Annotated in this window: 17 protein-coding genes and 1 pseudogene; 10 read left to right on the forward strand and 8 right to left on the reverse strand. The window is 63.2% G+C overall.

From position 1 onward, the window contains the following. Positions 1–23: 23 nt before the first annotated feature. The 3 genes and pseudogenes from J7573_RS08150 to J7573_RS08160 all read left to right on the forward strand — a co-directional run bounded on the left by J7573_RS08150 (position 24) and on the right by J7573_RS08160 (position 3,709). Entirely contained in the window at positions 24–1,196 is a 1,173-nt protein-coding gene (locus J7573_RS08150; protein WP_294332264.1) for an acyl-CoA dehydrogenase family protein, read from the forward strand. Then, positions 1,196–1,963 (forward strand): annotated as a pseudogene (locus J7573_RS08155) (SDR family NAD(P)-dependent oxidoreductase). Before J7573_RS08150 ends, J7573_RS08155 begins: the two are co-directional and overlap by 1 nt. 96 nt (positions 1,964–2,059) lie before the next feature. Continuing rightward, positions 2,060–3,709, forward strand: a complete 1,650-nt coding sequence (locus J7573_RS08160; protein ID WP_294332267.1) for an acyl-CoA synthetase — start codon at positions 2,060–2,062, stop codon at positions 3,707–3,709. Between the two features lie 443 nt (positions 3,710–4,152). Here the strand turns inward: J7573_RS08160 and J7573_RS08165 are convergent, their stop codons facing one another. The 8 genes from J7573_RS08165 to J7573_RS08200 all read right to left on the reverse strand — a co-directional run bounded on the left by J7573_RS08165 (position 4,153) and on the right by J7573_RS08200 (position 13,842). Then, a complete protein-coding gene (locus J7573_RS08165; RefSeq protein ID WP_294332270.1) occupies positions 4,153–5,052 on the reverse strand; it encodes an NAD(P)-binding domain-containing protein in 900 nt (299 codons plus the stop codon). A gap of 12 nt (positions 5,053–5,064) precedes the next feature. After that, positions 5,065–6,318, reverse strand: a complete 1,254-nt coding sequence (locus J7573_RS08170) for a diaminobutyrate--2-oxoglutarate transaminase (RefSeq protein ID WP_294332272.1) — start codon at positions 6,316–6,318, stop codon at positions 5,065–5,067. Between the two features lie 46 nt (positions 6,319–6,364). Further along, on the reverse strand, positions 6,365–7,789 hold the full coding sequence (locus J7573_RS08175) for a gamma-aminobutyraldehyde dehydrogenase (RefSeq protein WP_294332275.1): 1,425 nt from the start codon (positions 7,787–7,789) through the stop codon (positions 6,365–6,367). Positions 7,790–7,865: 76 nt separating this feature from the next. Next, the gene (locus J7573_RS08180) at positions 7,866–9,197 is read right to left on the reverse strand and encodes an APC family permease (protein WP_294332278.1); all 1,332 of its coding nucleotides are present in this window, start codon (positions 9,195–9,197) and stop codon (positions 7,866–7,868) included. 12 nt (positions 9,198–9,209) lie between these two features. Then, positions 9,210–10,367: an iron-containing alcohol dehydrogenase gene (locus J7573_RS08185; protein WP_294332280.1), complete on the reverse strand. Its 1,158-nt coding sequence runs from the start codon at positions 10,365–10,367 to the stop codon at positions 9,210–9,212. A gap of 220 nt (positions 10,368–10,587) precedes the next feature. Continuing rightward, positions 10,588–11,463, reverse strand: a complete 876-nt coding sequence (locus J7573_RS08190) for an alpha/beta hydrolase (protein WP_294332283.1) — start codon at positions 11,461–11,463, stop codon at positions 10,588–10,590. Beyond that, entirely contained in the window at positions 11,460–12,986 is a 1,527-nt protein-coding gene (locus J7573_RS08195; RefSeq protein ID WP_294332285.1) for an NAD(P)/FAD-dependent oxidoreductase, read from the reverse strand. The genes J7573_RS08190 and J7573_RS08195 overlap by 4 nt, the downstream gene beginning before the upstream one ends. A 274-nt stretch (positions 12,987–13,260) precedes the next feature. Further along, entirely contained in the window at positions 13,261–13,842 is a 582-nt protein-coding gene (locus J7573_RS08200; RefSeq protein WP_294332286.1) for a TetR/AcrR family transcriptional regulator, read from the reverse strand. Positions 13,843–14,093: 251 nt separating this feature from the next. On the opposite strand from J7573_RS08200, the gene J7573_RS08205 reads away from it, so the two are divergent. The 7 genes from J7573_RS08205 to J7573_RS08235 all read left to right on the forward strand — a co-directional run bounded on the left by J7573_RS08205 (position 14,094) and on the right by J7573_RS08235 (position 24,071). Next, a complete protein-coding gene (locus tag J7573_RS08205; protein WP_294332287.1) occupies positions 14,094–14,981 on the forward strand; it encodes a phytanoyl-CoA dioxygenase family protein in 888 nt (295 codons plus the stop codon). Positions 14,982–15,001: 20 nt separating this feature from the next. Beyond that, positions 15,002–16,369 (forward strand): FAD-binding oxidoreductase, encoded by a 1,368-nt coding sequence (locus J7573_RS08210; protein ID WP_294332290.1) that lies wholly within the window; start codon positions 15,002–15,004, stop codon positions 16,367–16,369. 89 nt (positions 16,370–16,458) lie between these two features. Continuing rightward, the gene (locus J7573_RS08215) at positions 16,459–17,106 is read left to right on the forward strand and encodes a hypothetical protein (protein ID WP_363263444.1); all 648 of its coding nucleotides are present in this window, start codon (positions 16,459–16,461) and stop codon (positions 17,104–17,106) included. Between the two features lie 475 nt (positions 17,107–17,581). Continuing rightward, entirely contained in the window at positions 17,582–19,003 is a 1,422-nt protein-coding gene (locus J7573_RS08220; protein WP_294332297.1) for a DUF1329 domain-containing protein, read from the forward strand. Positions 19,004–19,028: 25 nt separating this feature from the next. Then, positions 19,029–20,675: a DUF1302 domain-containing protein gene (locus tag J7573_RS08225; RefSeq protein ID WP_363263410.1), complete on the forward strand. Its 1,647-nt coding sequence runs from the start codon at positions 19,029–19,031 to the stop codon at positions 20,673–20,675. Between the two features lie 8 nt (positions 20,676–20,683). Beyond that, on the forward strand, positions 20,684–23,098 hold the full coding sequence (locus J7573_RS08230; RefSeq protein ID WP_294332300.1) for an efflux RND transporter permease subunit: 2,415 nt from the start codon (positions 20,684–20,686) through the stop codon (positions 23,096–23,098). A 10-nt stretch (positions 23,099–23,108) separates the two neighbouring features. Next, a complete protein-coding gene (locus tag J7573_RS08235) occupies positions 23,109–24,071 on the forward strand; it encodes a YCF48-related protein (RefSeq protein WP_294332304.1) in 963 nt (320 codons plus the stop codon). Positions 24,072–24,079 lie beyond the last annotated feature (8 nt).

Consider the following 24,079-nt stretch of genomic DNA (forward strand, 5'->3'; position numbering starts at 1 on the left):
GACAAGTACGAAGAAGGAAACCCATGAATTTCGCGCTCTCAGACGAACTGCTTGAACTGCAGGCCAGAACCCGTGCATTCATTGCCGAGCAGGTCATCCCGTTGGAAAACGACCCACGCCAGGACGCTCATGGCCCCAGCGACGCCCTGCGCAGGGACCTGCAGGCCCGCGCCCAGGCAGCGGGCCTGCTGACTCCCCACGCCAGCCGTGAAATGGGTGGGCTGGGCCTGAGCCACGCGGCCAAGGCCATTGTCTTCGAAGAGGCCGGCTACTCGCCCCTGGGGCCGGTGGCGCTGAATATCCATGCCCCGGACGAAGGCAATATTCACCTGATGGACGTGGTAGCCACCGAAGCACAGAAGGACCGTTGGCTGCGGCCCCTGGTCCAGGGGCACGTGCGGTCGTGCTTCGCCATGACCGAACCGGCGCCGGGCTCGGGGTCTGATCCATCGATGCTGCGTACTACTGCCACCCGCGAGGGTGACGATTACCTGATCAACGGCCGCAAATGGTTGATCACCGGCGCCGACGGCGCCGGGTTCGCGATCATCATGGCGCGCATGGAGGATGGCTCGGCGACCATGTTCCTGACCGACATGCAGCGCGACGGGATCATCCACGAACGTCAGCTGAATACGCTGGACAGCTGCTTCACCGGCGGCCACGGGCAACTGCGCTTCGACAACCTGCGGGTGCCGGCCAGCGATGTGCTGGGCGAGATCGGCAAGGGCTTCCGCTATGCCCAGGTGCGCTTGGCGCCTGCGCGCCTGACCCACTGCATGCGCTGGCTCGGGGCCGCACGACGGGCCCATGACATCGCCTGCGACTATGCGCGCACCCGCGACGCTTTCGGCAAGCCGCTGGGCGAGCACCAGGGCGTGGGCTTCATGCTGGCCGACAACATGATGGACCTGCATGTGGTACGCCTGGCGGTCTGGCACTGCGCCTGGGTGCTCGACCAGGGCCAGCGTGCCAATGTCGATTCGAGCATGGCCAAGGTGATCAGCGCCGAGGCGCTGTGGCGGGTGGTCGATCGCTGCGTGCAGGTGCTGGGCGGGCGCGGGGTGACCGGGGAGACCGTGGTGGAGCGCATCTTCCGCGACATTCGCCCGTTTCGCATCTATGACGGCCCGAGCGAAGTGCACCGCATGAGCCTGGCGAAGAAGCTTCTCGACCAGCACCCGGGAGCCCACTGATGCAGCCGACCCTTGCCCGATTGTTCGCCCTCGATGGGCGCCGCGCCCTGGTAACCGGCGCCTCCAGCGGCCTTGGCCGACACTTCGCCACCACCCTGGCGGCGGCCGGTGCCGAGGTGGTGGTGACGGCCAGGCGCCTGGCGCCGCTGCAGAGCCTGGTGGAGTCCATCGAACTGGCCGGTGGTCGCGCCCGGGCCCTGGCCCTGGATGTGACCTGCCGCGACGATGTGTGCCGGGTGCTCGACGCCGCCGGCCCGCTGGATGTGCTGGTCAACAACGCCGGGGTGAGCGACAGCCAGCCGCTGCTGGCCTGTGACGACCAGCGCTGGGACCGGGTGCTCGACACCAACCTCAAGGGCGCCTGGACTGTGGCGCAGGAGTGCGCCCGGCGGATGGTCGCCGCGGGGTAGGGCGGCAGCCTGATCAATGTGACTTCGATCCTCGCCAGCCGCGTGGCCGGCACCGTCGGCCCTTATCTGGCGGCCAAGGCCGGGCTTGCCCACCTGACCCGCGCCATGGCCCTGGAACTGGCGCGCCATGGCATCCGGGTGAACGCCCTGGCGCCGGGCTACGTGATGACCGAGCTCAACGAGGGTTTCCTGGCCGGCGAGGCCGGGGAGAAGTTGCGCTCGCGTATTCCCAGCCGGCGCTTCAGCCAGCCGCAGGATCTGGACGGCGCCTTGCTATTGCTGGCCAGTGATGCCGGGCGGGCCATGAGCGGCACCGAGATCGTGGTCGATGGCGGGCATCTGTGCAGCAGTCTGTGACCTGAGGCGGATCCGCGCCTGGCGCAAGAACAACAATAAGCAGGAGATCTGTATGTACCTTCAATGCCTGGATAACGTGTCAATGGGGTGGCCGTCATGATTCACCCAACCTTCGAGCATGAGCTCGCACCCAACGAAGCCAACCATGTACCGCTTTCGCCTTTGTCGTTCCTCAAGCGCGCCGCCCAGGTGTATCCGCAGCGCGCCGCCGTGGTCTATGGCGAGCGGCGCTACAGCTACCAGCAGTTGCACCAGCGCAGCCGCGCCCTGGCCAGTGCGCTGGAGCGGGTCGGCGTGCAGCCGGGCGAGCGGGTGGCGATACTGGCGCCGAACATCCCCGAGATGCTCGAGGCGCACTACGGCGTACCCGGCGCGGGGGCCGTGCTGGTGTGCATCAACATTCGCCTGGAGGCGCGCAGCATCGCCTTCATCCTGCGCCACTGCGCGGCCAAGGTGCTGATCTGCGACCGCGAGTTCGCTGCGGTGGTGCAGCAGGCCCTGGCCATGCTCGACACGCCGCCACTGCTGGTGGGCATCGACGATGACGCGGCCGAACAGGGCGAGCGGGTCGACCACCTGGACTACGAGGCGTTCCTGGCCCAGGGCGACCCGGCCAGGCCGCTGAGCGCGCCGCAGAACGAGTGGCAGTCGATTGCCATCAACTACACCTCTGGCACCACCGGCGCTCCCAAGGGTGTGGTCCTGCATCACCGCGGCGCCTACCTCAACGCCTGCGCCGGGGCGCTGGTTTTTCAGCTGGGCCCGCGCAGCGTCTACCTGTGGACCTTGCCGATGTTCCACTGCAATGGCTGGAGCCACACCTGGGCAGTGACCTTGTCCGGTGGCACCCATGTGTGCCTGCGCAAGGTCCAGCCTGAAGCGATCCACGCCGCGATCGCCGTGCATGGCGTGACCCACTTGAGCGCCGCACCGGTGGTGATGTCGATGCTGATCCATGCCAAGCACGCCGGTGTGCCGAGCTGGCCGGTATCGGTGATCACCGGCGGCGCTGCGCCACCCAGCGCGGTGATCGCCGCCATGGAGGCCCGCGGCTTCAGCATCACCCACGCCTACGGCATGACCGAGAGCTACGGCCCCAGCACCCTGTGCCTGTGGCAGCCGGGCGTCGACGAACTGCCCCTGGAGGCCCGCGCCCGGTTCATGAGCCGCCAGGGCGTTGCCCACCCGATGCTCGAAGAGGCCACGGTGCTGGATCTCGACAGCGGCCGCCCGGTGCCGGCCGACGGCCTGACGCTGGGCGAACTGGTGGTGCGTGGCAACACGGTGATGAAAGGCTACCTGGACAACCCCGAGGCCACCCGCAGCGCCCTGGCCAACGGTTGGCTGCACACCGGCGACCTGGCCGTGCTGCACCCGGACGGTTACGTGGAAATCAAGGATCGGGCCAAGGACATCATCATTTCCGGTGGCGAGAACATCAGTTCGCTGGAAATCGAGGAGGTGCTCTACCAACACCCCGACGTGGTGGAGGCCGCCGTGGTGGCGCGCCCCGACTCGCGCTGGGGCGAGACGCCCCATGCCTTCGTCACCCTGCGTGGCGATGCCCAGGCCCGTATCACAGGTGACGAGCTGATCCGCTGGTGCCGTGAGCACCTGGCACACTTCAAGGCGCCGCGCCACGTTTCGCTGGTGGTGTTGCCCAAGACTGCGACGGGCAAGATCCAGAAGTTCGTCTTGCGCGAATGGGCACGGCAACAGGAGGCGGCAGCCGAAAGCTTGGGCTAGTGATGTTGGCGCGCTGGCCTGGCTGCTTCTACCGCGAACACGGGCGAAGCCGCGGGTAAACCCGCTCCCACAGGTTCACCAAAGGCCTGTAGGAGCGGCCTTGTGCCGCGAAAGGGGTGCGAAGCGCCCCCAGGTTCTCAGCTTCGCCGCATAGATTGCCGGGGCCGCTCTGCGGCCCTTTCGCGACACAAGGCCGCTCCTACAAGGGCTGCACTGCCTTCGATGTCTAGTGGCCACGGAAGATATCGCCGATGCTCCCGACCGGTTGTGCCGTGTGCGCAACCGGTCGCTTCACTACCCCAGGCTTGGGCGCAAGGGCCGTCGCCAAGCACAGGGCGAGCGCCGAGCTTGCCAGCAGAATGGCAAAAACACGCATGTAAACCTCCAGGTTCTGGTGAGGGCGTGCAGCGTCACGTCTGCACGCCTCGGCTACCGCACTGTTCTCAGCGAGCGCCCGTTGCGAACGCCTTGGTGGCGGCTGCAATGTCCTGATCGCCGTAACCCATCGACTCCGCGCGCTGAACCACCTGGCACACGGCGTCGAACATCGGGGTCCAGGCGCCGCCTGCCTGCAGGGCCTGGGCAATCTGGGCAAAGGCACCGGCATGCACATCGAGCCGTGCCTGATCGCTGGCGAAATCCTGCTGTTCCAAGCGCCGCACGGCCTCTTCAAGTGCGTCGGCGACGAAAAAGCGCGAAGCGTCGAGTATCTGCCGGGCCATCCTGGCAGCGGGCATGCCAAACGCCTGGCTCGCGCCCACGGCTTCGTAGAATGTCACCATCGCGGCAAAGGCATGGGCATGCAGCAGGGCGGCAAACGCGTAGGTTTCCTCCCAGGGCAGGAACAGGGTATGGCCAGCCAGCACTTGCAGCAGTGCGCGATGCTGCTCGAAGGCTTCACGCTCGCCGGTATGGATGCAGTAGCTTTGCGGGTGGCCGATGTTGCGCGGGTAGGCCACGATCATGCCCTTGACGTAGTGGCCGCCCGCACGGCTGACCAGCGCCTGAAGCGCCATGCTTTCTTCCTGGGATTCGGTCGTGTAGTTGACGACCGTGCGCTTGGCCAGTGCAGGGGGCACGCTGGCAGACCCCAGCACCTCAAGGACCGCCGCATTGTCCAGCAGCACCAGGATGGTGACCGGGCTTGCCGCCAGCGCGGCGTGGGCACTGTCGCAGAGGTGGGCGCCGGCAGCCACGAGCGCCTGCGCCTTGTCGGGTGAGCGATTCCACACCGCTACGCGCTTGCCTTGCTTGAGCAGCACTTGCGCCATGATCGTGCCCATGGCCCCAAGGCCCACGACGGATACGTCAAAGCCTGAACAGGCATCAATTGGGTTATGCATGATTCAACACTCCTATTGGCCAAGCGCTGCCGCGACCGCCTCGCCGAAGGCTGTCAGGCCTTGTTCGAGCTGCTCGGTCGGGGTGTTCACCGGTGGCATCAGCTTGATGATTTCGCCGTTCGGGCCGCAGCGATCGACCAGCACGCCCGCCTGCAGCACGCGCTGCTGGGCATCCTTGGCCAAGGCCACGTTGCCGCGGCCGAAATCGATGCCGGCGATCATGCCGCGCGAGCGCGCGGACGCGACGCCCGGAATCTCTGCGAAGCCGGCAACCGCACGGGTCACGGTTGCGCTGTTGTCGGCCAGCACCTTCAGGAACTGCTCGTCGCGCCAATAGCCGAGCGCGATCTGCGCGGTCAGGAAGGCCAGCTGGTTGCCGCGGAAGGTGCCGATGTGATCGCCCGGTTCCCACACATCCAGCCCGGCGCGGATCAACACGATCGCCATCGGCAGGCCAAAGCCGCCGATCGATTTCGCGCAGGTGATCAGGTCCGGCACGATACCGGAGCGCTCGAAACCGAAGAAGTCGCCCGTGCGGCCACAGCCGGCCTGGATCTCGTCACAGATGAGCACCACCCCGTGATCGGCAGTCCATTTGCGCAAGCGCTGCAACCACGCGTTGGAGGCCGGGTAGACGCCTGCCTGGATCTGCACCGACTCCACGATCACGGCAGCCGGCAATTCAGATCCGCTGCCCTGGTCGTTGGCCAGGCGCTCGAGGAAGCCAATGCTGTCGAATGCGCCGTAGGGACTGTCTTCATACGGCACGAACGCCACGTCGGTGGACAGCCCGGGGCCTCGGCGCGTGCGATTGCCGGTGACGGCCAGCGCGCCGGCCGTCATGCCGTGGTAGGCACCGTAGAAGGAAACGACCTTGGTGCGCCCCGTTGCCTTGCGCGCCAGCTTCAGTGCCGCCTCGACGGCGTCGGCACCGGTCGGGCCGGTGAACTGCACCTTGTAGTCCCAGCCGCGCGGCTTGAACAGGTCACGTTCGATCGACTCCAGGAACTGACGCTTGGTGGTGGTGTGCAGGTCGAGGGCATGGGTCACGCCATTGGCCGACAGGTAGGCGATCAAGGCATCGCGCATGCGCGGGTCGTTGTGGCCATAGTTCAGTGCGCCGGCGCCGGCGAAGAAATCCAGGTACTCGCGGCCATCCTCGCCGCGGATCTTGCTGCCCTGGGCGGTATCGAACACCAGTGGCAGGTCGCGGCAGTACATCCGCACGTTGGACTCGAGCCTCTCGAACGTCTCGATGTTGTTCATGCATAACCTCTTGAGGTGATTGGGTAATGGTGTGTCGCAGGGGCGGTCAGTGCTTGAACATCACGTGGCGGACCACGGTGTAGTCTTCCAGGGCGTACATGGACAGGTCCTTGCCGTAGCCCGACAGCTTCACGCCGCCGTGGGGCATCTCGCTCACCAGCATGAAATGGGTGTTGACCCAGGTGCAGCCGTACTGAAGCCGAGCGGCCATGCGGTGGGCTCGCCCCACATCGGCGGTCCACACCGAAGAGGCCAGGCCGTAGTCCGATTCATTGGCCCATGCCAGTACCTGGGCCTCATCCTCGAAGGGCGAGACCGTTACCACCGGGCCGAAGATTTCACGGCACACCACCTCATCGTCCTGCCGGGTGCCGGCCAGCACCGTGGGCTCGAAGAAGAACCCGGCACCTGCTGCGCGCTTGCCGCCGGTGACGACCTCGATGTGAGGCAGCTCCCTGGCCCGGTTGACGAAGCCCTCGACACGCTCAAGATGCTCAAGGGTGATCAGCGGGCCCATTTCGCTTGCGGGGTCATCCTGCAGCCCGCATCTGATGCTGGACACGGCCTCGCCGAGCTTGCGAACGAACGCCGGGTAGATCGCCTTCTGTACATAGAGACGGCAGGCGGCAGTACAGTCCTGGCCGGCGTTGTAGAAGCCGAACGCGCGGATACCCTCGACGACAGCGTCGATGTCGGCATCGTCGAAGACAATCACCGGCGCCTTGCCACCCAGCTCCATGTGCATCCGTTTCACGCTGTCGGCCGTGCCTTCGATGATCCGGCTGCCGGTACGCACGGAACCGGTCAGCGATACCATGCGCACCTGGGCGTGGCTGGTCAGCGGCTCCCCCACCGTGGCACCACGCCCATGGACGATGTTGACCACGCCAGCGGGGAAGATCTCGGCGAGCAGCTCGCCCAGTTTCAAGGTGCTCAGCGGGGTGTGCTCGGAGGGCTTCAGCACCACGGTGTTGCCGCCGGCCAGCGCTGGGCCGAGCTTCCACGCCGCCATCAGCAACGGGTAGTTCCACGGCGCGATGGAGGCGACGACACCCACCGCGTCGCGGCGGATCATCGAGGTGTGCCCCGGGATGTACTCGCCCGCCGCCGAGCCTTGCAGGCAGCGAACGGCGCCGGCGAAGAAGCGGAACACGTCCGAGACGGCGGGCAGTTCGTCCTGCAGCACGGCCGTGAAAGGTTTGCCGCAGTTATCCGCCTCCAGGCGGGCGAACACCTGCGCCTGGGCGTCGATACGGTCGGCGAGGGTGAGCAGCAGTGCTGCGCGGTCCTTGGGAGCTGTTTGCGACCAGGCTTCGAAGGCCGCATCCGCGCTTTGCACCGCGGCATGGACCTGGGCATGGCTGGCCTCGTGGGTCTGTACCAGGACGCTGCCCAGGGAGGGGTTGTATACGTCCAGGAGGTTGCCTTCGCCGGCCACGAGGGCACCATTGATCAGCAGTTTTGTTTGCATGTCGATCTCGTCGTTGAACGGCAAGGCCTGTGGCCTGCCTTGTGATTGTCGTCAGAGCGTTCGATGGGAAGAGGGGCTATGCCAGGGCGTCGGGGACCGGGTTACGGAACAGGCGGGTCCGGCAGGCGAGGTAGACCAACCCAAGGCCGAGCCAGCAACTGCCCATGATCAGGGCGTCTTTATCCAGGCTGACCAGCATCCACCCGGCCGTGACCAGGCCGATGAGCGGGAAGAGCACCCCGCGCAGCAACCCGGCACCGTCCTTGACGCGCGCATCGAAAGTCAGCCGCAACGCGCACAGGTTGACCGCGGTGAAGGCGAGAAACGCGCCGAAGTTGACCAACGACGTCGCGGTGGCGATCGTCAGGCCAAACCCGGCGGTGCCGAAGACACCGCACAGCAGGATGTTGAAGGCCGGGGTCTGGTAGCGAGGGTGCAGCGCGCCGAACAAGCGCCGGGGCAGTTGGTTGTCCCGGCCAAGGGCATAGAGCAGCCGGCCCACGCTGGCCTGGAACGACATCCCCGCAGCGAAGTGGGCGACGATGATCCCGGCCAGGACCACGGCGAAGAACAGGTCGCCACCGATCATCCGGGCAATCTCGAAGGCGGCCCCGTCCACCAGCTCGAACATGGGGGAGGGGTGCGCCAGGTACATGAAGTACGAGGAGCTGACGTAGACCGAACCGCCGATCAATGCGACCAGCAGGATGGCGCGCGGCAGTGTGCGGCCAGGGTCGCGGGTTTCCTCGCTCAGCGTGGACAGCGCGTCAAAGCCCAGGAACGAGTAAGCGGCAATGGCGGCGCCGGCCATGCTGGTGGCGAAGGGCACGTCCTGGTTGAAGAACGGCTTGGCCGACAGCAGCCCGCCAGGGCCATTGGCTGCCACGATGTAGTGCACGCACAGGCCGATGAACACGACGATGATGACCAGTTGCACCACCATCAACAGCACGTTGAAGCGGTTGGCCACCTGAATGCCGAGCACATTGAGCAGCGAGGTGGAGACGATGAAGCCAGTGATCCACACCCACTGGGGCACCTCGGGAAACGCCATGTTGAGGTAGCTGGCGCCGAGCAGCCAGATCAGCATCGGGATGAAGAAATAGTCGAGCAGGGCAGCCCAGCCCACCATGAAGCCGAGGTTGGCATTGAGCATCTTGCGGGTGTAGGTGTAGGCCGAACCTGCCACCGGGAACACCTTGACCAGTCGGCCATAGCTCAAGGCCGTGAACACCACGCCGGTCGCCGCGACCAGATACGCCATCGCCGTTGTATTGCCGCTGGCCTGGGTGATCACGCCATAGGTGCCGAAGACGATCAGCGGGGCCAGGAATGCCAGGCCAAACAGCAGCACGGAAAACGGGCCCAGGGTGCGCCTCAACGAGGCGCCGGGGGTTGACTGACTCATGACGGTGCCCTCTTACACGACGAAGTGGTAAGCGGTGGCGATGATGTCGTGGTAGGCCTCTACGGACATCGCCTTGGCATTGCTGGCGTCCGAGAAGTTCTGCTTGGACTTTTCGGCAAGGGTCAGGAAGTCGTCCTCGCGCACGCCCTTGACCTCGGCGAAGCGGGGGATGCCCAAGTCCTTGCTCATCTGGAACAGATGGCCGACGGCGGCCTCGGCGGCGTCGACCGGCGCAAGCGTGGGGTCGACCCCCAACGCGTAGGCCACCTGGGCATGGCGGACGATATTGGCATCACGGTTGTGGCCGAACACGAAGGGCAGGAAGATCGCGTTGCCCACACCGTGGGGCGTGTCGTACATGCCGCCGATGGCCTCGGAAATGCAGTGCACGCTGCCGACGTCGGCGTTGCCGAAGGCCATGCCGGCGATCAGGCTGGCCACCAGCATCTGTTCCCGCGCCGCCTGGTTGTCGGGCTCCTGCACGGCGGCCTTGAGGTGCTGGCTGATCAGGCGGATGGCATGCAGCGCCAGGCCGTCGCTGATCGGGTTTGCCACGCGGCAGGTGTAGGCTTCGATGGCGTGGGTCAGGGCATCCATGCCGGTTGCGGCGGCAATCGACGCGGGCAGCGTGTCGAGGATATGTGAGTCAAGCAATGCCAGTACTGGCCCGACCCGGTAATCATGCACGCTCATCTTGTAATGTCGGGCGGTATCGGTGATCACCGAGAAGCAGGTCACTTCGCTGCCGGTGCCTGCCGTGGTCGGGATGGTGACGATAGGCGGGATGGCACGGGTGAGCGTGAACGACCCTTCGTAGTCCTCGATACGCCCCTCGTGGGTGAGCAGCAGGCTGATGGCCTTGGCCGCATCCATTGCGCTGCCACCCCCCACCGCCAGCAGGCCATCAATACCCATGCCCCGATAGCGCTGCGCGGCGTGGTTGATGTCCTCGCTGCGCGGGTTTGCCTTGATGTCCGACACTTCCTCGAAGGTGATGCCGGCCTTGTCCAGGCTGGTGTAGACGCTGTCCAGCAGGCCTGCGGCCTTGACTCCGGCATCGGTCACGATCAGCACGCGTGCCAGGCCGAGTTCCCGCAGATGTTCACCGGTGCGTTCGCGCAGGCCGGGTTCCATCACGATTTTGCTGGGGAGTAAGAACTTGAATTCCATACATACCTCTTGCTCAATTGTTGTCATTGTTGAAAGGGCAGTGGAGGAGCACCCGCGCCGGGTTGTGATCGACAACTCAGGCGTTCGAGGTGGGCCTGGCGGTAACGCGCAGGCCGGAATGTTGTTGTTTTGGGGTGTTGCTTGAACCTGTTGCGAAAAGCCTCCAGCGGAATAAAAAGAGGGGCGACCAAGCAACGCGCCCCTAAAAAGGAAATCGGTGCTAACGCATGTGCCCCGTCAGCAGGGAAAGCAGCGTGCCTGACAGGCACGTTGGCAAGTCGTGCCCCATCCCGGGCAGCAGCACCAGGTTGGCGCCGCGAATCGCCGACGCCGTGGCGAACCCGCCAGTGGTGGCGACCATGAGGTCTTTGTCCCCGTGAATCACCAGCGTGCGGCAGCGAACGCGCTGCAACTCCTCGGTACGGTCACCGGAGTTGATGATCGCGCCGATCTGCCTGGCGGTGCCGAGGTTGCTGGCCTCACCGCCACCGCGCGGCCAGGCCTGCATGGCGTAGTCACGCAAGGCCGATTCGTTCCAGGCCAGCCGCGAACCGATCAGGCCCATGATGTCCACGTAGTCGCGAACGCTTTCGTGCTGATTGCGCGGTGGGCGGCGCAGGAGCTGGAAAAGGGCTTTGAGCGCCGGCTGGCCGACGCGCAGCGAACCTGTCGTGGAGAAGATCGAAGTCAGGGTGCTGACGCGCTCGGGGTAACGCGCCGCGAGGGTCTGGGCGATCATGCCGCCCATCGACATCCCCACGACATGCACCGTTTTTAGCGCCAGGCCATCCATCAGCCCGATCACGTCGTTGGCCATGTCACCCAGGTCATAGCCGGGCGTGCGCTTGCGCAGGAACTGCTGCAGGGGCGTGGGGGGCGCCACATCCGTGAAGAACGAGCGGCCCGAGTCACGGTTGTCCAGCGTGATGACCCGCATGCCTTGCTCGACCAGGCCGTCGATGAGCGGTTGCGGCCAGTAGGTCAGTTGCAGCCCCAGGCCGACGATGAGCAGGACCGCTGGGGCGGTTTCCTGGCCATGGCTGCGATAGCACAGCCTGCGGTCGCCCGGCAGCTCGAAGAAACGATCGGTGCTCATCGGCGGCTACCTTGCTGCTGCAGTTGGACACCGGCATGCAAAGGCGTGCTGGTCACCGTGGTGAAGTTCAGGCACTTGTCTGCCACGGTGCCGCGGCGCAGCACTTTGACATCGCGGAAGTAGTCCATCGACATCACCCAAGGCTCGCAGGGGCCCTGGCGCGGCATGCTGTCCAGGGCGCGTTGCACGTAGCCCGCGCCAAAGTCCAGCAGCGGGCGAGTCTCGATCCCGGCCGGCGGCTCAGGCTCGCAGACGTTGTAGCCTTCGCGTTGCATGAACCCGAGCAAGCGGCAGAAGTGGTCGCATAGCAGGCAGACCTTCAAGGTCCAGGAAGAGTTGGTGTAGCCCACGGCAAAGGCGAAATTGGGTACACCGGAAAGCATCATGCCTTTGTAGGCCAGGGTCTCGCTCAACACCACCGGCTTGCCGTCCTTGTACAGGCTGATGCCACCGAACAGCTGCACGTTCAGCCCCGTGGCGGTGACGATGATGTCGGCCTTGAGCATCTTGCCTGACTTGAGCAATACACCGTGCTCGGTGAACCGCTCGATATGATCGGTGACGATGTCGGCCTTGCCCGCGCTGATGGCTTTGAACAGATCGCCTTCGGGCACCGAACACAGGCGCTGATCCCAAGGGTTGTAGGGCGGGTTGAAATGCTCGTCGACCGGGTAGTCTTTCGGCAACTCCTTGCGGGTCAGCCACAGCAGCAGTTTTTTCGAAAGCTTGGGGAAGCGCTGGCAGAAGCCCCAGAAGGCCAGGGTGATCTTGGCGTTCTTCCAGCGCGTCAGGGAATAGGCGGTTTGCGCGGGCAGGACCTTGCGCAGGAACGCTGCAACCCCATCGTTGGCGGGCTGATTGATGATGTAGGACGGTGTGCGCTGCAGCATGGTGATGCTGGCGACCTTGTCGGCCATGGCCGGAATCAGGGTTACCGCGGTGGCGCCACTGCCGATGACGACGACGCGCTTGCCGGCGTAGTCGAGGTCTTGCGGCCAGTGTTGCGGGTGGATGATCTGGCCCTTGAACTGTTCGCTGCCTTCGAAGCGGGGACTGAAGCCCTGGTCATAGCGATAGTAACCACCTGCACTGAACAGCCAGCGGCATTCGACCGTGCGGATCTGCGCCGTATGGCCATCCTCGATACGCACCGCCCACAAGCCCTTGTCGCTTTGCCAGTTGGCCGAGATGACTTTCTGCTGATACTGGATGAAGGGGGCCAGCTCATGCTCGTCGATGGCTTCGCCCAGGTATTCGAGAATATCTGCGGCGTCCGCCAGGGACTTGGCCTTGGTCCAGGGCTTGAAGTCGAAACCGAAGGTGTATAGGTCCGAGTCGGAGCGGATGCCGGGGTATCGGAACAGGTCCCAGGTACCCCCCATCCGCTCGCGGGACTCGAGAATGGCAAAGGTCTTGTTCGGTTGATTGCGTCGCAGGTAGGCCGCCGCGCCGATGCCAGACACACCGGCTCCCATGATCAGAACATCGAGCGGCTCAACCGGAAGAGCAGCGTGAGAGGACATGTCGCCTCCTATTGTTGTGTTATAGAGACTGATCTTTTGACTTGATCATTTGACCCAGAATAGAGTCGAAGAATGGCTGGAACAAGGTGCAAAATGCACCACGTCACTGCTTTTTCAGGATGATTTGCACCTGTTACATCGCCGGCCGACGATCAGACTGGGCCAGTCTGGTAGATATCGTCATCGGGACGTTCGAAGGGGCGCTGCGGCTTTCAGAGCCGGAGGGGAGGGTATCGCCGTGCAGCAACGCAACACGGCGAGTCCTTTGGGAGCCTCAGTAACTGGCCACCAGCAACTTGACTGCCTGGCAGGCGGTCTCGGTCTCGGCCTCCAGGCGTGCACGGTCGCCGTGGGCGGACCAGGCGAGCATCAGGCCGTCGAACAGATTGATCAGCAAGCGGCTGATAGTGGTCAGTGCTGCCTGGTCCAGCGCGCTGTCGGTGACCTTGACGATGGCCTGTTGGGCCGCTTCGAGGGAAACGGCATAGATCTTGGTTGCCATCTCCGGGTTGTTGCGCAGATTCCAGCAAAACAGTTCGAACTGCGTGGTGGCCATTTCCGGGTGGGCGGTGAACCAGTTGACCAGTTGGCGCAACATTTCCCCCACCGACTCCGCCGCCGTGGCGCCTGTCGGCACGTGTTGCAGCGATTGTTGCGGCATGTTGATCAAGGACTCGTAGACCGCATAGAACAGCTCGTCCTTGGTGTGGAAGACATAGTGCAACGATGCCAGCGGCGAATCTGCCGCCGCAGCGATGCGCCGGGTCGTGGCGTTGGCCACCCCATGTTCCGCGATCACCTTCACGGTGGCCTCGATAAAGTCCTGCCTGCGCTCTTCAGCACCAATCCGAGCCATTGAGCGTTCTCCCTTTTCGGTATTGCCGCCGGCCCCTTGGCCCGGCGTTGACGGTGACGAATGCTAGCGCAAGGTCAAGCCTCAATCCATGAGTCGATGCAATCCCGCTTCGTGTGGGCACGGCAGGGTACGGAAAAGTGCAAATCAAATGACTTGATCAAGTGACCATGTTCGGTAATGATGCGTTCACCACCCAAGTCGCCCGACCTCGGTGGACACAACAATGACAAAACCAGACAGGTAGAAAGCAGATGGATACACGAGCGCTCTCCACAGTCAGCAGTGATGCTTCGATCGAGCAGGTGGTGGACATCATCCGGCGTGACGGCGGGGTCATCATTGCCGACTTTGTCTCCCCGGCAACGCTGAAGTCCCTCACTGAAGAGCTGGACAGCTACCTGAAGGTCACGCCTTGCGGTGTCGATCCTTACTTCGCAGGCACCCAGACCCGCCGTGTGGCCCGCATCATCGGGCGCAGCGACACCGCCGTGGAGGTGGCACTGCACCCGCTGTTCCTTGGTGCGGCCAGGCAGATCCTGCAGACGCCCACCCACGTCTGGGTGGGCAGCGACCGCATCGAGATGGCGCCTGATATTCAACTGAGCATTACCCAGGCGATCCAGATTGGCCCGGGCCAAGGCCTCCAGCCCTTGCACCGAGACGATGCCACTTCGCTCTGGCGGCACCCTCAGTATGGGCGTGAGGCCAGGCTGCAGATGATGCTGGCGATTTCAGATTTCACCGAAGACAACGGCGCGACGCGCGTCATCCCCGGCAGCCATCAGTGGGATGACGAGCGAATGCCGACCCAGGAAGAAACCGTCGCCGCGCAAATGAAGGCTGGCTCCGCGCTGCTCTGGATCGGGTCGGTGTATCACGGCGGCGGCGCCAACATGACGGCATCCCCTCGTACTGGCCTGACAATGGCCTACGACCTGGCCTTCCTGCGCCTTGAAGAGAATCACTTCCTGTCCATTCCCGTCGAACGTGTTCGCCAGCTCCCAGGTGAAATGCAACGCCTGCTGGGCTGGAGTGCCAGTTCCACGTTGCTGGGCTGGGTGGAAATCGATGGCCAGATGCGCGACCCGCAAGAGCTCCTGGGCATGCCGGCTTTCTCCGAGCCGGGTAAAGGCTTCTGACAATTCTGGGAGTGACGCGGATGAATGCCTTGAACAATGCGGCCGATGGCGACGCAGCACCGTTGAAGTTTCGCAGTCTGGGGGGATGGGTGGAGCGACCGGCTGATCTGCAGCCGACCCTCCAAGGTCACGCGCAGGCCGATGTGATCGTGATCGGTGCCGGCTTTGCCGGGCTGTCGACCGCGCTGGAGCTCAAGGCGCTCGGGGCGAATGTGATCGTGCTGGAACAGGAGTTCGCCGGCTTCGGTGCCAGTGGCCGCAATGCCGGCTACCTGCTGGGCAGCATGGGTATCGAGTACGACATGTTCGTCAAGCGCGTGGGTGCGGAGCAGGCGACGCAGTTCGTCAGGTTCTATGACGAAGCGGTGCCCTACGTGGAAGGTCGATTCAAAAGCTTGGGTATCGACTGTGACTACAACCCCTCGGGCGTGCTCCGGGCAGGTGTTCATTCCAGCCAGGAGAAGCGCTTGCGGGAAAACATGGCGCTGGGGCAGAAGCTGGGGGCGACGAGCCGCTTCGTCGACGGTGCCGAAATGCGTGCGCGAGGCATCCCCCCAGCGTTTCTGTTCGCCGCCGAGCAGTGTGGTGGCACCTTGAACCCTGGGAAGTACATCGGCGGCCTGCGGCGCGCGGCCATCGAGGCGGGGGTGAAACTCTACGAACGCACGCCGTTGCTGAGCTTCAGCGAAGGGCCGGTCATTACCTGCAAGACTGCCCATGGCAGTGCGACCGCCCCGGTGATGGTGCTGGCAACCAACGCCTATACCCCGCAGCTGGGGGTGTTGCGCAACAAGGTCGCGGCGATTCGGGTATCGGCAATCGAAACCCAACCGCTGTCGACGCAGCAGTTGGCTGCCCTCGGCTGGCAAGGGCGGGAAGGGATCATCACGCCGCACTACACCATGGAGAGCCACCGCCTGACGGCGCACGGCACGATGGTGTTGACCGTCAAGAAGCTAGGTTATGCCTACGGTTCGAAGACGCCCAATATCCCGGACCATGACGCCTACACCGCATTGGCACAGGTACTGCGCGAGCGCTATCCGATGTTGCAAAACCTGGGCGTCAAGCACTGCTGGAGTGGTTACGTCAGTGGTGCCTACGACTTCCTGCCGGTGATCGGCGCCATGGGCGCGAAACAGAACATTCACTACACCACCGGCTGCTCGGGCCACGGGTTGGGCACTCAATCGTTGATCGGCAAGCTCTTTGCCGAGCAAATCAATGGCCAGGCGCCTGAGCTGCTGGCGGCGCTGCAACACAAGACGCCGTCCATGCTGCCTGAACCCCTGCAATGGTGCGCCATACACTCGGCCTTTGCGGCGGCCAAGTTGCTGGATGACTGGACCGATAGAAAAGTGCGTAAAGACAAGGCCAATAACGGCTGATTGCAATTGATGTGCTTGTTCTATGCCCGTCATTGCAGAGCGACGGCGCGACCCTTTTGACAGAGGCTGTTATCGTGGAACTCATAGATTTGTTTGCGTTGATCTCCTGTGTGCTGCTGGTGATGAGTGGCTTGGGTTATGGTGTTGCATTTATCAGGCGTAAGAATTATCTGTTGGGCGTGGAGTTCTTGATTGTAGGTATTTCTGCAACTAACTTCACGACGTTCATCGCCACGGGATGGCAAGCCAATTATAATGTGGCCATTTTTCTGGACGCGTTCTCCCGCGGGGTGGGCGTGCCGGTTATTGCAACGCTCGGGTTGATGGCGGTGACGCACAATTACAAGCCATCGCCGGCGAAGGACGTGATCTTGTTTCTGGCCGCTTTTGCCGCGACGGCCATTTATTACCTGTCGACAGGTTTCAAAGAGTGGCTGCCCTATTTCTATATGTTGATGTGGTCGCTCTACACGTTGTTCCTGGTCTACTTTATCTGGCGGCTGGTACGTGCCGGCGAGTCTGGGCATGCGCTGGCAAGCCTTCTGGGAGCAGCGGCGGGGCTGACGATCGCGCTGCGGTATGACTTCTTCCCGATCCCGGGGGATGACACGAAGATGATCTTCATGACCTGTGCCTTCCTGACCTGGTCCTATTCGATTGTGCAGTTGTTTTATGCCTATGGAGCGCTTCAGCGTTCAACGAAAGTGCCCTCGCATGCCATGCTTTACCCCAGTTAATTAGCGGGGCAGGTAAACAGCTGTTCAATGGCTGATTGAATGCATTGTTTAATATCTGCTGCTACTCCATGGCGGGCGAAGGCCTGTCTTTTTACCGCCCTCAGGGGCGGTTTTTTTATGGATGAATTATTCGTGTTAATAATAGGGGTGGATAAGCGAACGATATAGGAAGGTGCAGTGCTATATGTGGCGAAACGTTCATGTGGTGCACAAGTAATAAGCATCTTTTAGTAACACTTGTTTCCTTACTTCCCAGTAAAGTGCAGGCGCCAGGATGGTATTGATCGATAAATAAATCTAACCCGCTGAATTCTCTAATGTAATCCGCCAGTGAAGCATTCTGGCATGTGGCTTGCGTGTTGATCAAACGACATGGTCAATTGATCATGTCGTTTGATCAGGATGTCGCAGGCGCCGATCTTTCCACCCGAAGGGTCGAGCAGCCGGTCCAAGCCCTTTGTTTGAGGATCCTCCAATGAAAGATGTCACTGCACGGTCGGAAAGTGTCGTATCCGCCCGCCGTATTTTCAGGCAGCTGCTGGTTACCCTTGCGGCCTCGACCGCGATCTGTTCGGTACAGGCTGCGCCCCAGGGGGCCGAGGCGCTGGGCTCGAAGTTGACGCCGCTGGGTGGCGAGAGCGCCGCCAGTACAAGTGGTGAAATTCCGGCCTGGGCCACACCAGGGCCACAGGGGGCGGGCTGGAGCTACGGCCAGGTGCGCGGGGAGTATTGGAAGTTCAAGGGCGACAAGCCCCTGTACAGCATCGACTCGAGCAATGTGGCACAACACGTGAGCAAGCTTTCTCCGGCCCAGCTGGAGCTGTTCAAGAAGGTTCCGGGCTATCGCATGGATGTCTTCCCGACCCGCCGTACGTGTGATGCGCCGAATTTCGTGGCTGAGAACACCCGGCAGAACGTTGGCTTCGCCAAGCTCGACGCCAGCGGCGTTGCTCTCGCGGAAGCCCATGTGCCGGGTATCCCGTTCCCCCTGCCCACTACCGGGGCTGAGGTGATGTGGAACATGAAAATGCGCTACCGCGGCGTCGGCGTCGAAATCCCGAAAAGCATCTCAGGCATTTCGCCGCGCAAGGGCGGGGAGTGGTTGCGCCAATCCACCGACACATTCTTCTATACGCCCTGGGGCAAGAAAGGCAGCGCACTGTTCTCGTCCGTTGGCCGCCTGGAAAACGCCACCTTCTTCAATTACCTGGAGCCTGCCGCGCTGGCCGGCCAGTCGGCGGTGCAGACGGCCGTGGCCGGTGAGCAGGCCACGACCTTCTACTACTTCCCCGGCCAGCGACGCGTGCGGCGCATGCCGTCGTATTCCTACGACGCGCCGCAGATCGGGCTGGATAACCAGTACACAGTCGATGAGGCGAACGTGTTCTTCGGCACCATGGACCGCTTCGACTGGAAGCTGGTCGGCAAGCAGGAACTGCTGGTGCCGTACAACGCCTTCGGAGCCTATGACACCGCAGCCAAGGTGGAGACGTTCGCCGGCAATGATTCGCTCGCGCCGCAGTCGCGTCGCTACGAACTGCACCGCGTCTGGGTGGTCGAGGCAAACGTGCGCCAAGGCATGCGCCACCAGGCCCCCAAGCGCATGTTCTACATCGACGAGGACAGCTGGAACCCTCTGCTGGCCGTCGACTACGACAAGCAAGGGCAGATCTGGAAGGTGCGCGAAGGCTTCTCGATCCCCGTGTACGAGACGGGCACCTGCGATGTGCAGGCGCAGGTCCAGTACAACCTGGTCGATGGCCGTTACCTGTTCGACATGACCTCGATCGGCGCGGGCAAGAACGATATTCGCTGGCTCACCGAGGACGGTAGCAGCCCGCGCCTCAAACGCGATTTCTTCACCTCCGACAACCTGAGAGCCATCAGCGAGCGCTAAGAACGTCTTCAGATCGAGAGCCAGCATGAAAACAATAATCAGCAAAGCATCAGGCCTTGTCATCGTGTGCGCGACCCCGCTGGCAATGGGGTTCACCTTTGAAAGCGAAACCGTCAATGGCTCGTTCGACTCCACCATTACCGCAGGCATGGGCCTGCGTACGGAGTCGCGGGGCTGCAACCTGATCAACCAGGGGCCGACCGGGCACAATGTGCCTTCCGGCTGCCTGGCGCAGAGCTCCGGCGTGGCGGATCAGGGCGACCTGAACTACGACCGGGGCGATATGTTCACCAACTATCTCAAGGGTACCCACGAGCTGTTGCTGAAGATGCCCGAGGACGTCACCTTCATGGCGCGTGGCACCTGGATCCGCGATTTTGCTGCTACCGATACCACCGGCACGCTGTCGTTCAATACCCCGGAGAGTGTCGGTAGCAACGGGCTCAGTGATGATGCGCGTGATGACCTTGCCTTCAAGGCCCGGCTGCTGGACCTGTGGGTGAGCAAAGGCTTCGACCTGGGCGGGCAGCGGGTCCGGGCCCGACTGGGTAATCAGGTCATCAACTGGGGCGAAAGCCTGTTCGTGGCTGGGGGTATCAACAATACCAACGCCTACGATTACCAAGCCTTGGCCCGCCCAGGCGTGCAGCTCAAGGAGGCCGTGCTGCCGGCGCCCATGCTCAGTGTCGCCTCGGGCCTGGGCTCAGGGGTCAATGTCGAGGCGTATTACCAGTTCCGCTGGAACAAGAGCGAGTTGCCGCCGGTGGGCAGCTACTGGTCCACCACCAACGCGCTCGGAGAGGGCAGGGGAGATTACGGGTTCTCTGAAAAAAAGGCCCGCGACAGCGGCCAGTGGGGCATCTCGTTGCGCTGGCAACCCGAGGACAGCGACGTCAACTATGGCTTCTATGTGATGCGCTATCACGACAAGTTGCCGTCGTTGCGCGTGGATATTCTTGACCCGGACACCTTCGCCGCAGCCCCCACCTGGCGCTACCAGGAAGACCGGATGATGTATGGCGTCAGCGCCAACATGCCGATCGGTGACTGGGCGGTGGGTACGGAGCTGTCGTACCGCCCCAAGGACTCGGTCATGCTCAACCCAGGTCTGGACCTGTGTGCGAGCAATGGCGGCAAATGCTGGAAGGACGAGAAAAAGCTCCAGTGGCACTTGACCGGCCTGTACAGCTTCACGCCGTCCAACTCGCCGCTGCTGCTCGACTTCACCGGCGCCAGCACGGGCACCTTGCTGACCGAGCTGGTGGTCATCAGGTACCCCGGGCTGCATGACGAGGTCAATGGCGAGCCACTGGCTGCGGGGCTCAATGCCTGGCAACTGGATCCAGCAACAGCGCCCAAGGCACATGGCGACAAGACCTCATCGGGTATCAACCTGGACTTCAGCGTGACCTACGACGGCACGCTGTTGCCGGGCTGGCAAGTCACTCCGGGCATCTTCTATGCGCGGTCGCTGGCAGGGCGCACGCCGAACCTCTCGGCTACCTTCACCGAAGATGCGAGCAGCATGAACCTGTACCTGAACTTCGTGCGCAACCCGGCCAGTTGGCAGATCTCTCTCAACTACGCCAAGTTCATGGGCGGCGATACGCCTTACGACCAGCTGTACCGTGACCGCGATTATGTCGGTGTCGCGATCTCCCGTACCTTGTGAGGCCTGCCGTGAACGGTTCCGTAAAACTCACTGAAATTCAGGCGCGTGGCGTGCTGCCGCGGGTCGAGCGCGTCCTGTTCGGGCATCGTCGGCTGGTGTTGGCGAGCCTGGCGGTATTCACGCTGATCATGGCGTGGTTCGCCGTGCAACTGCGCATGGATGCCGGCTTTGAAAAGCAGCTGCCGGTCGGCCATGAATACATCGAAACATTCGAGGCGTACCGCAATGACCTGATGGGCGCCAACCGCCTGACCATCGTGGTCAGGTCGCGCACAGGGGATATCTGGAGCGCCCCAGGCCTGAAGCGGCTGTATGACGTGACCCAGGCGATCAGTTTCCTGCCAGGGGTTTCCCGCAGCAGTGTGCGCTCGTTATGGACGCCCAATGCCTTCGTCAACGAGATCACCGAAGAAGGTTTTCGCGCCGATCCACTGGTGCCGGGAACGGTTACTCCCGAGCACTTGAACGACCAGGTCATCGCGACGATCGCCAACTCCACCGCGCAGGGGGGCTTCATTGGCACGCTGGTGTCCCGTGACCAGAGCAGTGCGATGATCACGGCGGAGCTCAACGAGTATGAGGCAGACGGGACGCACCTGGACTATGTCGCGTTCAACCATCGGCTAGAGAAAGAGATCCGCCAGCAGTTCGAGGATGGCGACTTCGAAGTCCAGATCATCGGCTTCGCCAAGCAGATCGGCGACATCGCCGATGGCGCTTCAGCCGTACTGGAGTTCTGCTTGCTGGCACTGTTGCTGACGGCCGCTGCGGTCTATTGGTATTGCCACTCGCTGCGTTTCACGTTGCTGGCGCTGGCGTGTTCGCTGGCCTCGCTGGTCTGGCAGTTCGGCAGCCTGCGCCTGCTGGGCTACGGCCTTGATCCACTGGCGGTGCTGGTGCCCTTCCTGGTCTTCGCCATCGGGGTGTCCCATGGCGTGCAGCAGATCAACTTCATCGTCCGCGAGATCGCGCTCGGCAAGAGCGCCGAAGCGGCAGCACGTTCAAGCTTCACCGGCTTGCTGATTCCGGGCACGTTGGCGCTGGTGACCGCACTGGTATCGTTCGTGACGCTGCTGCTGATCCCCATTCCGATGGTGCGGGAACTGGCCATCACGGCCTCACTGGGCGTGGCCTACAAGATCATCACCAACCTGCTGATGCTGCCATTGCTGGCCTCGTTGCTGCGGGTCGACGACCAGTATGCGGCGGCCCAGGAGATTTCCCGGCAGCGTCGTACCCGCTGGCTACGGGGCCTGTCGCGGCTCGCCGAGTGGCGCAACGCACAGTGGGTGCTTGGCGTGGCTCTGGTGGTCTTCCTTGTGGCGATCTGGCAAAGCCATGACCGGGTCGTCGGCTCGTTGCAGGCGGGCGCCCCGGAGTTGCGTGAGGACTCGCGCTTCAATCGTGACGCCGTTTCCATCGCCAGCCACTATGACATCGGCCTGGACTGGCTCAGCGTGGTTTTCGAAGCCAACCCGGCGGCCGCCGGTGAAGACGGGGCGGTGGCCTGCGAAGATGTGGCGGCGGGGCAGTATCAGGATCGCTTCGTCTGGGCCATGCAGGGCGTGCCCGGTGTGCTGTCGGTGGCCTCGTTCTCCAGCAACATGCGTCAGTTCAACGAAGGGTACAACGAGGGCAATCCCAAGATGGCCGCAGTGCCCATCGACCCGATGAACTACGCCGCGCTGGCCACCGAGGTGGCGCGCACACCCGGGCTGATGCGTACCGACTGCAGCATGTCCGCCGTGCACCTGTATCTGGCCGACCACAAGGCGACGACCATCAACAGGGTGGTGGAGGCCGCCAAGGTGTTCCGCAGCGAATATCCGCTGCCTGGCCTGTCGATCCGCCTCGCCTCGGGCAATGCCGGTGTCCTGGCCGCCATCAACGAGGAAGTGGAGAAGAGCGAAACCCCCATGCTGCTTTACGTCTACGCCGCGATTGCGCTGCTGGTCTTCGCTGTCTACCGCGACCTGCGAGCGGTGCTGGTGTGCTGCCTGCCTCTGACCATCGGCACCTTCATCGGCTACTGGTTCATGAAGGAACTGCAGATCGGCCTGACCATCGCCACCTTGCCGGTGATGGTGTTGGCCGTGGGCATTGGTGTCGACTACGCCTTCTACATCTACAACCGCCTGCAATGGCACCAGGCGCATGGGCAGTCGATCACCAAGGCGGTCGAGCACGCATTGCTCGAGGTGGGCGTCGCCACGATCTTCACCGCGATCACCCTGGCCGTGGGCGTGGCCACCTGGGCGTTCTCGGACCTCAAGTTCCAGGCCGACATGGGCAAGCTGCTGGCCTTCATGTTCATCGTCAACATGGTCATGGCCATGACCGTGCTGCCGGCCTTCGCCGTCTGGCTGGAACGGGTATTTCCGCGCAAGCGCCCCGTGCGCTTGATCGGCGCGTTGCTGCACTGAGGAGAGAGCCATGGGATTCAAGTATTCATTGATGGCGACCTTGTTCGCCGCTGCATTGCCGCTGATGCCCCTTCAAGCCGAGCCCTTGCAGGCCGTGCCGGCCGCCCAGGCAGACAATGCCTCGCAAGCCACCATGCTGGATGCCGTTTGGGCCGCAGAGCGCGTGGTGGCCGTTGGCGACCACGGTGTCGTGTTGTTGTCCGACGATCACGGCAAGCACTTTCGCCAGGCGCGTTCGGTACCGCTGTCCACCCAGCTGACGGGTGTGTCTTTCGTTGATGGCAGGCACGGCTGGGCGGTCGGCCATTGGGGGGCGATCCTGGCCACCACCGATGGCGGTGAGTCCTGGCAGATCCAGCGCTTGTCCAGCGCAGAAGATCGGCCGTTGTTTGCCGTGCACTTCTTCAATGCCCGGCAGGGCGTTGCGGTGGGGCTCTGGTCATTGCTGCTGACCACCGAGGATGGTGGCCAGACCTGGACAGAGCAGCACCTGCAGGCACCGCCGGGCGCCAGGAAGGCCGACCTCAACCTGATGGGGCTGTTTGCCGACAGGCATGGCACGCTCTATGCCACGGCCGAGCATGGGCAGGTGCTGCATTCCGAGGACCAGGGCAAAAGCTGGCGCTACCTGGATACCGGCTACGAAGGTACGCTCTGGTCCGGCGCGGTGCTGGCCGATGGGAGTCTGCTAGTGGGAGGCCAGCGGGGCACCCTGTTGCACGGCGCTGCGGCCGGTAAGGACTTTCGCCGAGTACCGACCCAAAGCAAAGGCTCTGTTACCTCGGTGGCGGTATCGGGCGCGCGGGTGCTGGTGGTCGGGCTGGACGGGATGAGGGTGCTCAGTAACGATGGCGGGCAAAGCTTCCAGGAAAATCAGGTAGCCGATGGGCTGTCGCTGACTGCGGCGCTGTTCGATACCGAAGGGGCTCCTGTGCTGTTTTCACGGCGCGGGGTAGTGCTCGACCCGGACTAGAATGCTGT

It is taken from the genome of Pseudomonas sp., assembly GCF_017744435.1.
Taxonomy (GTDB): domain Bacteria; phylum Pseudomonadota; class Gammaproteobacteria; order Pseudomonadales; family Pseudomonadaceae; genus Aquipseudomonas.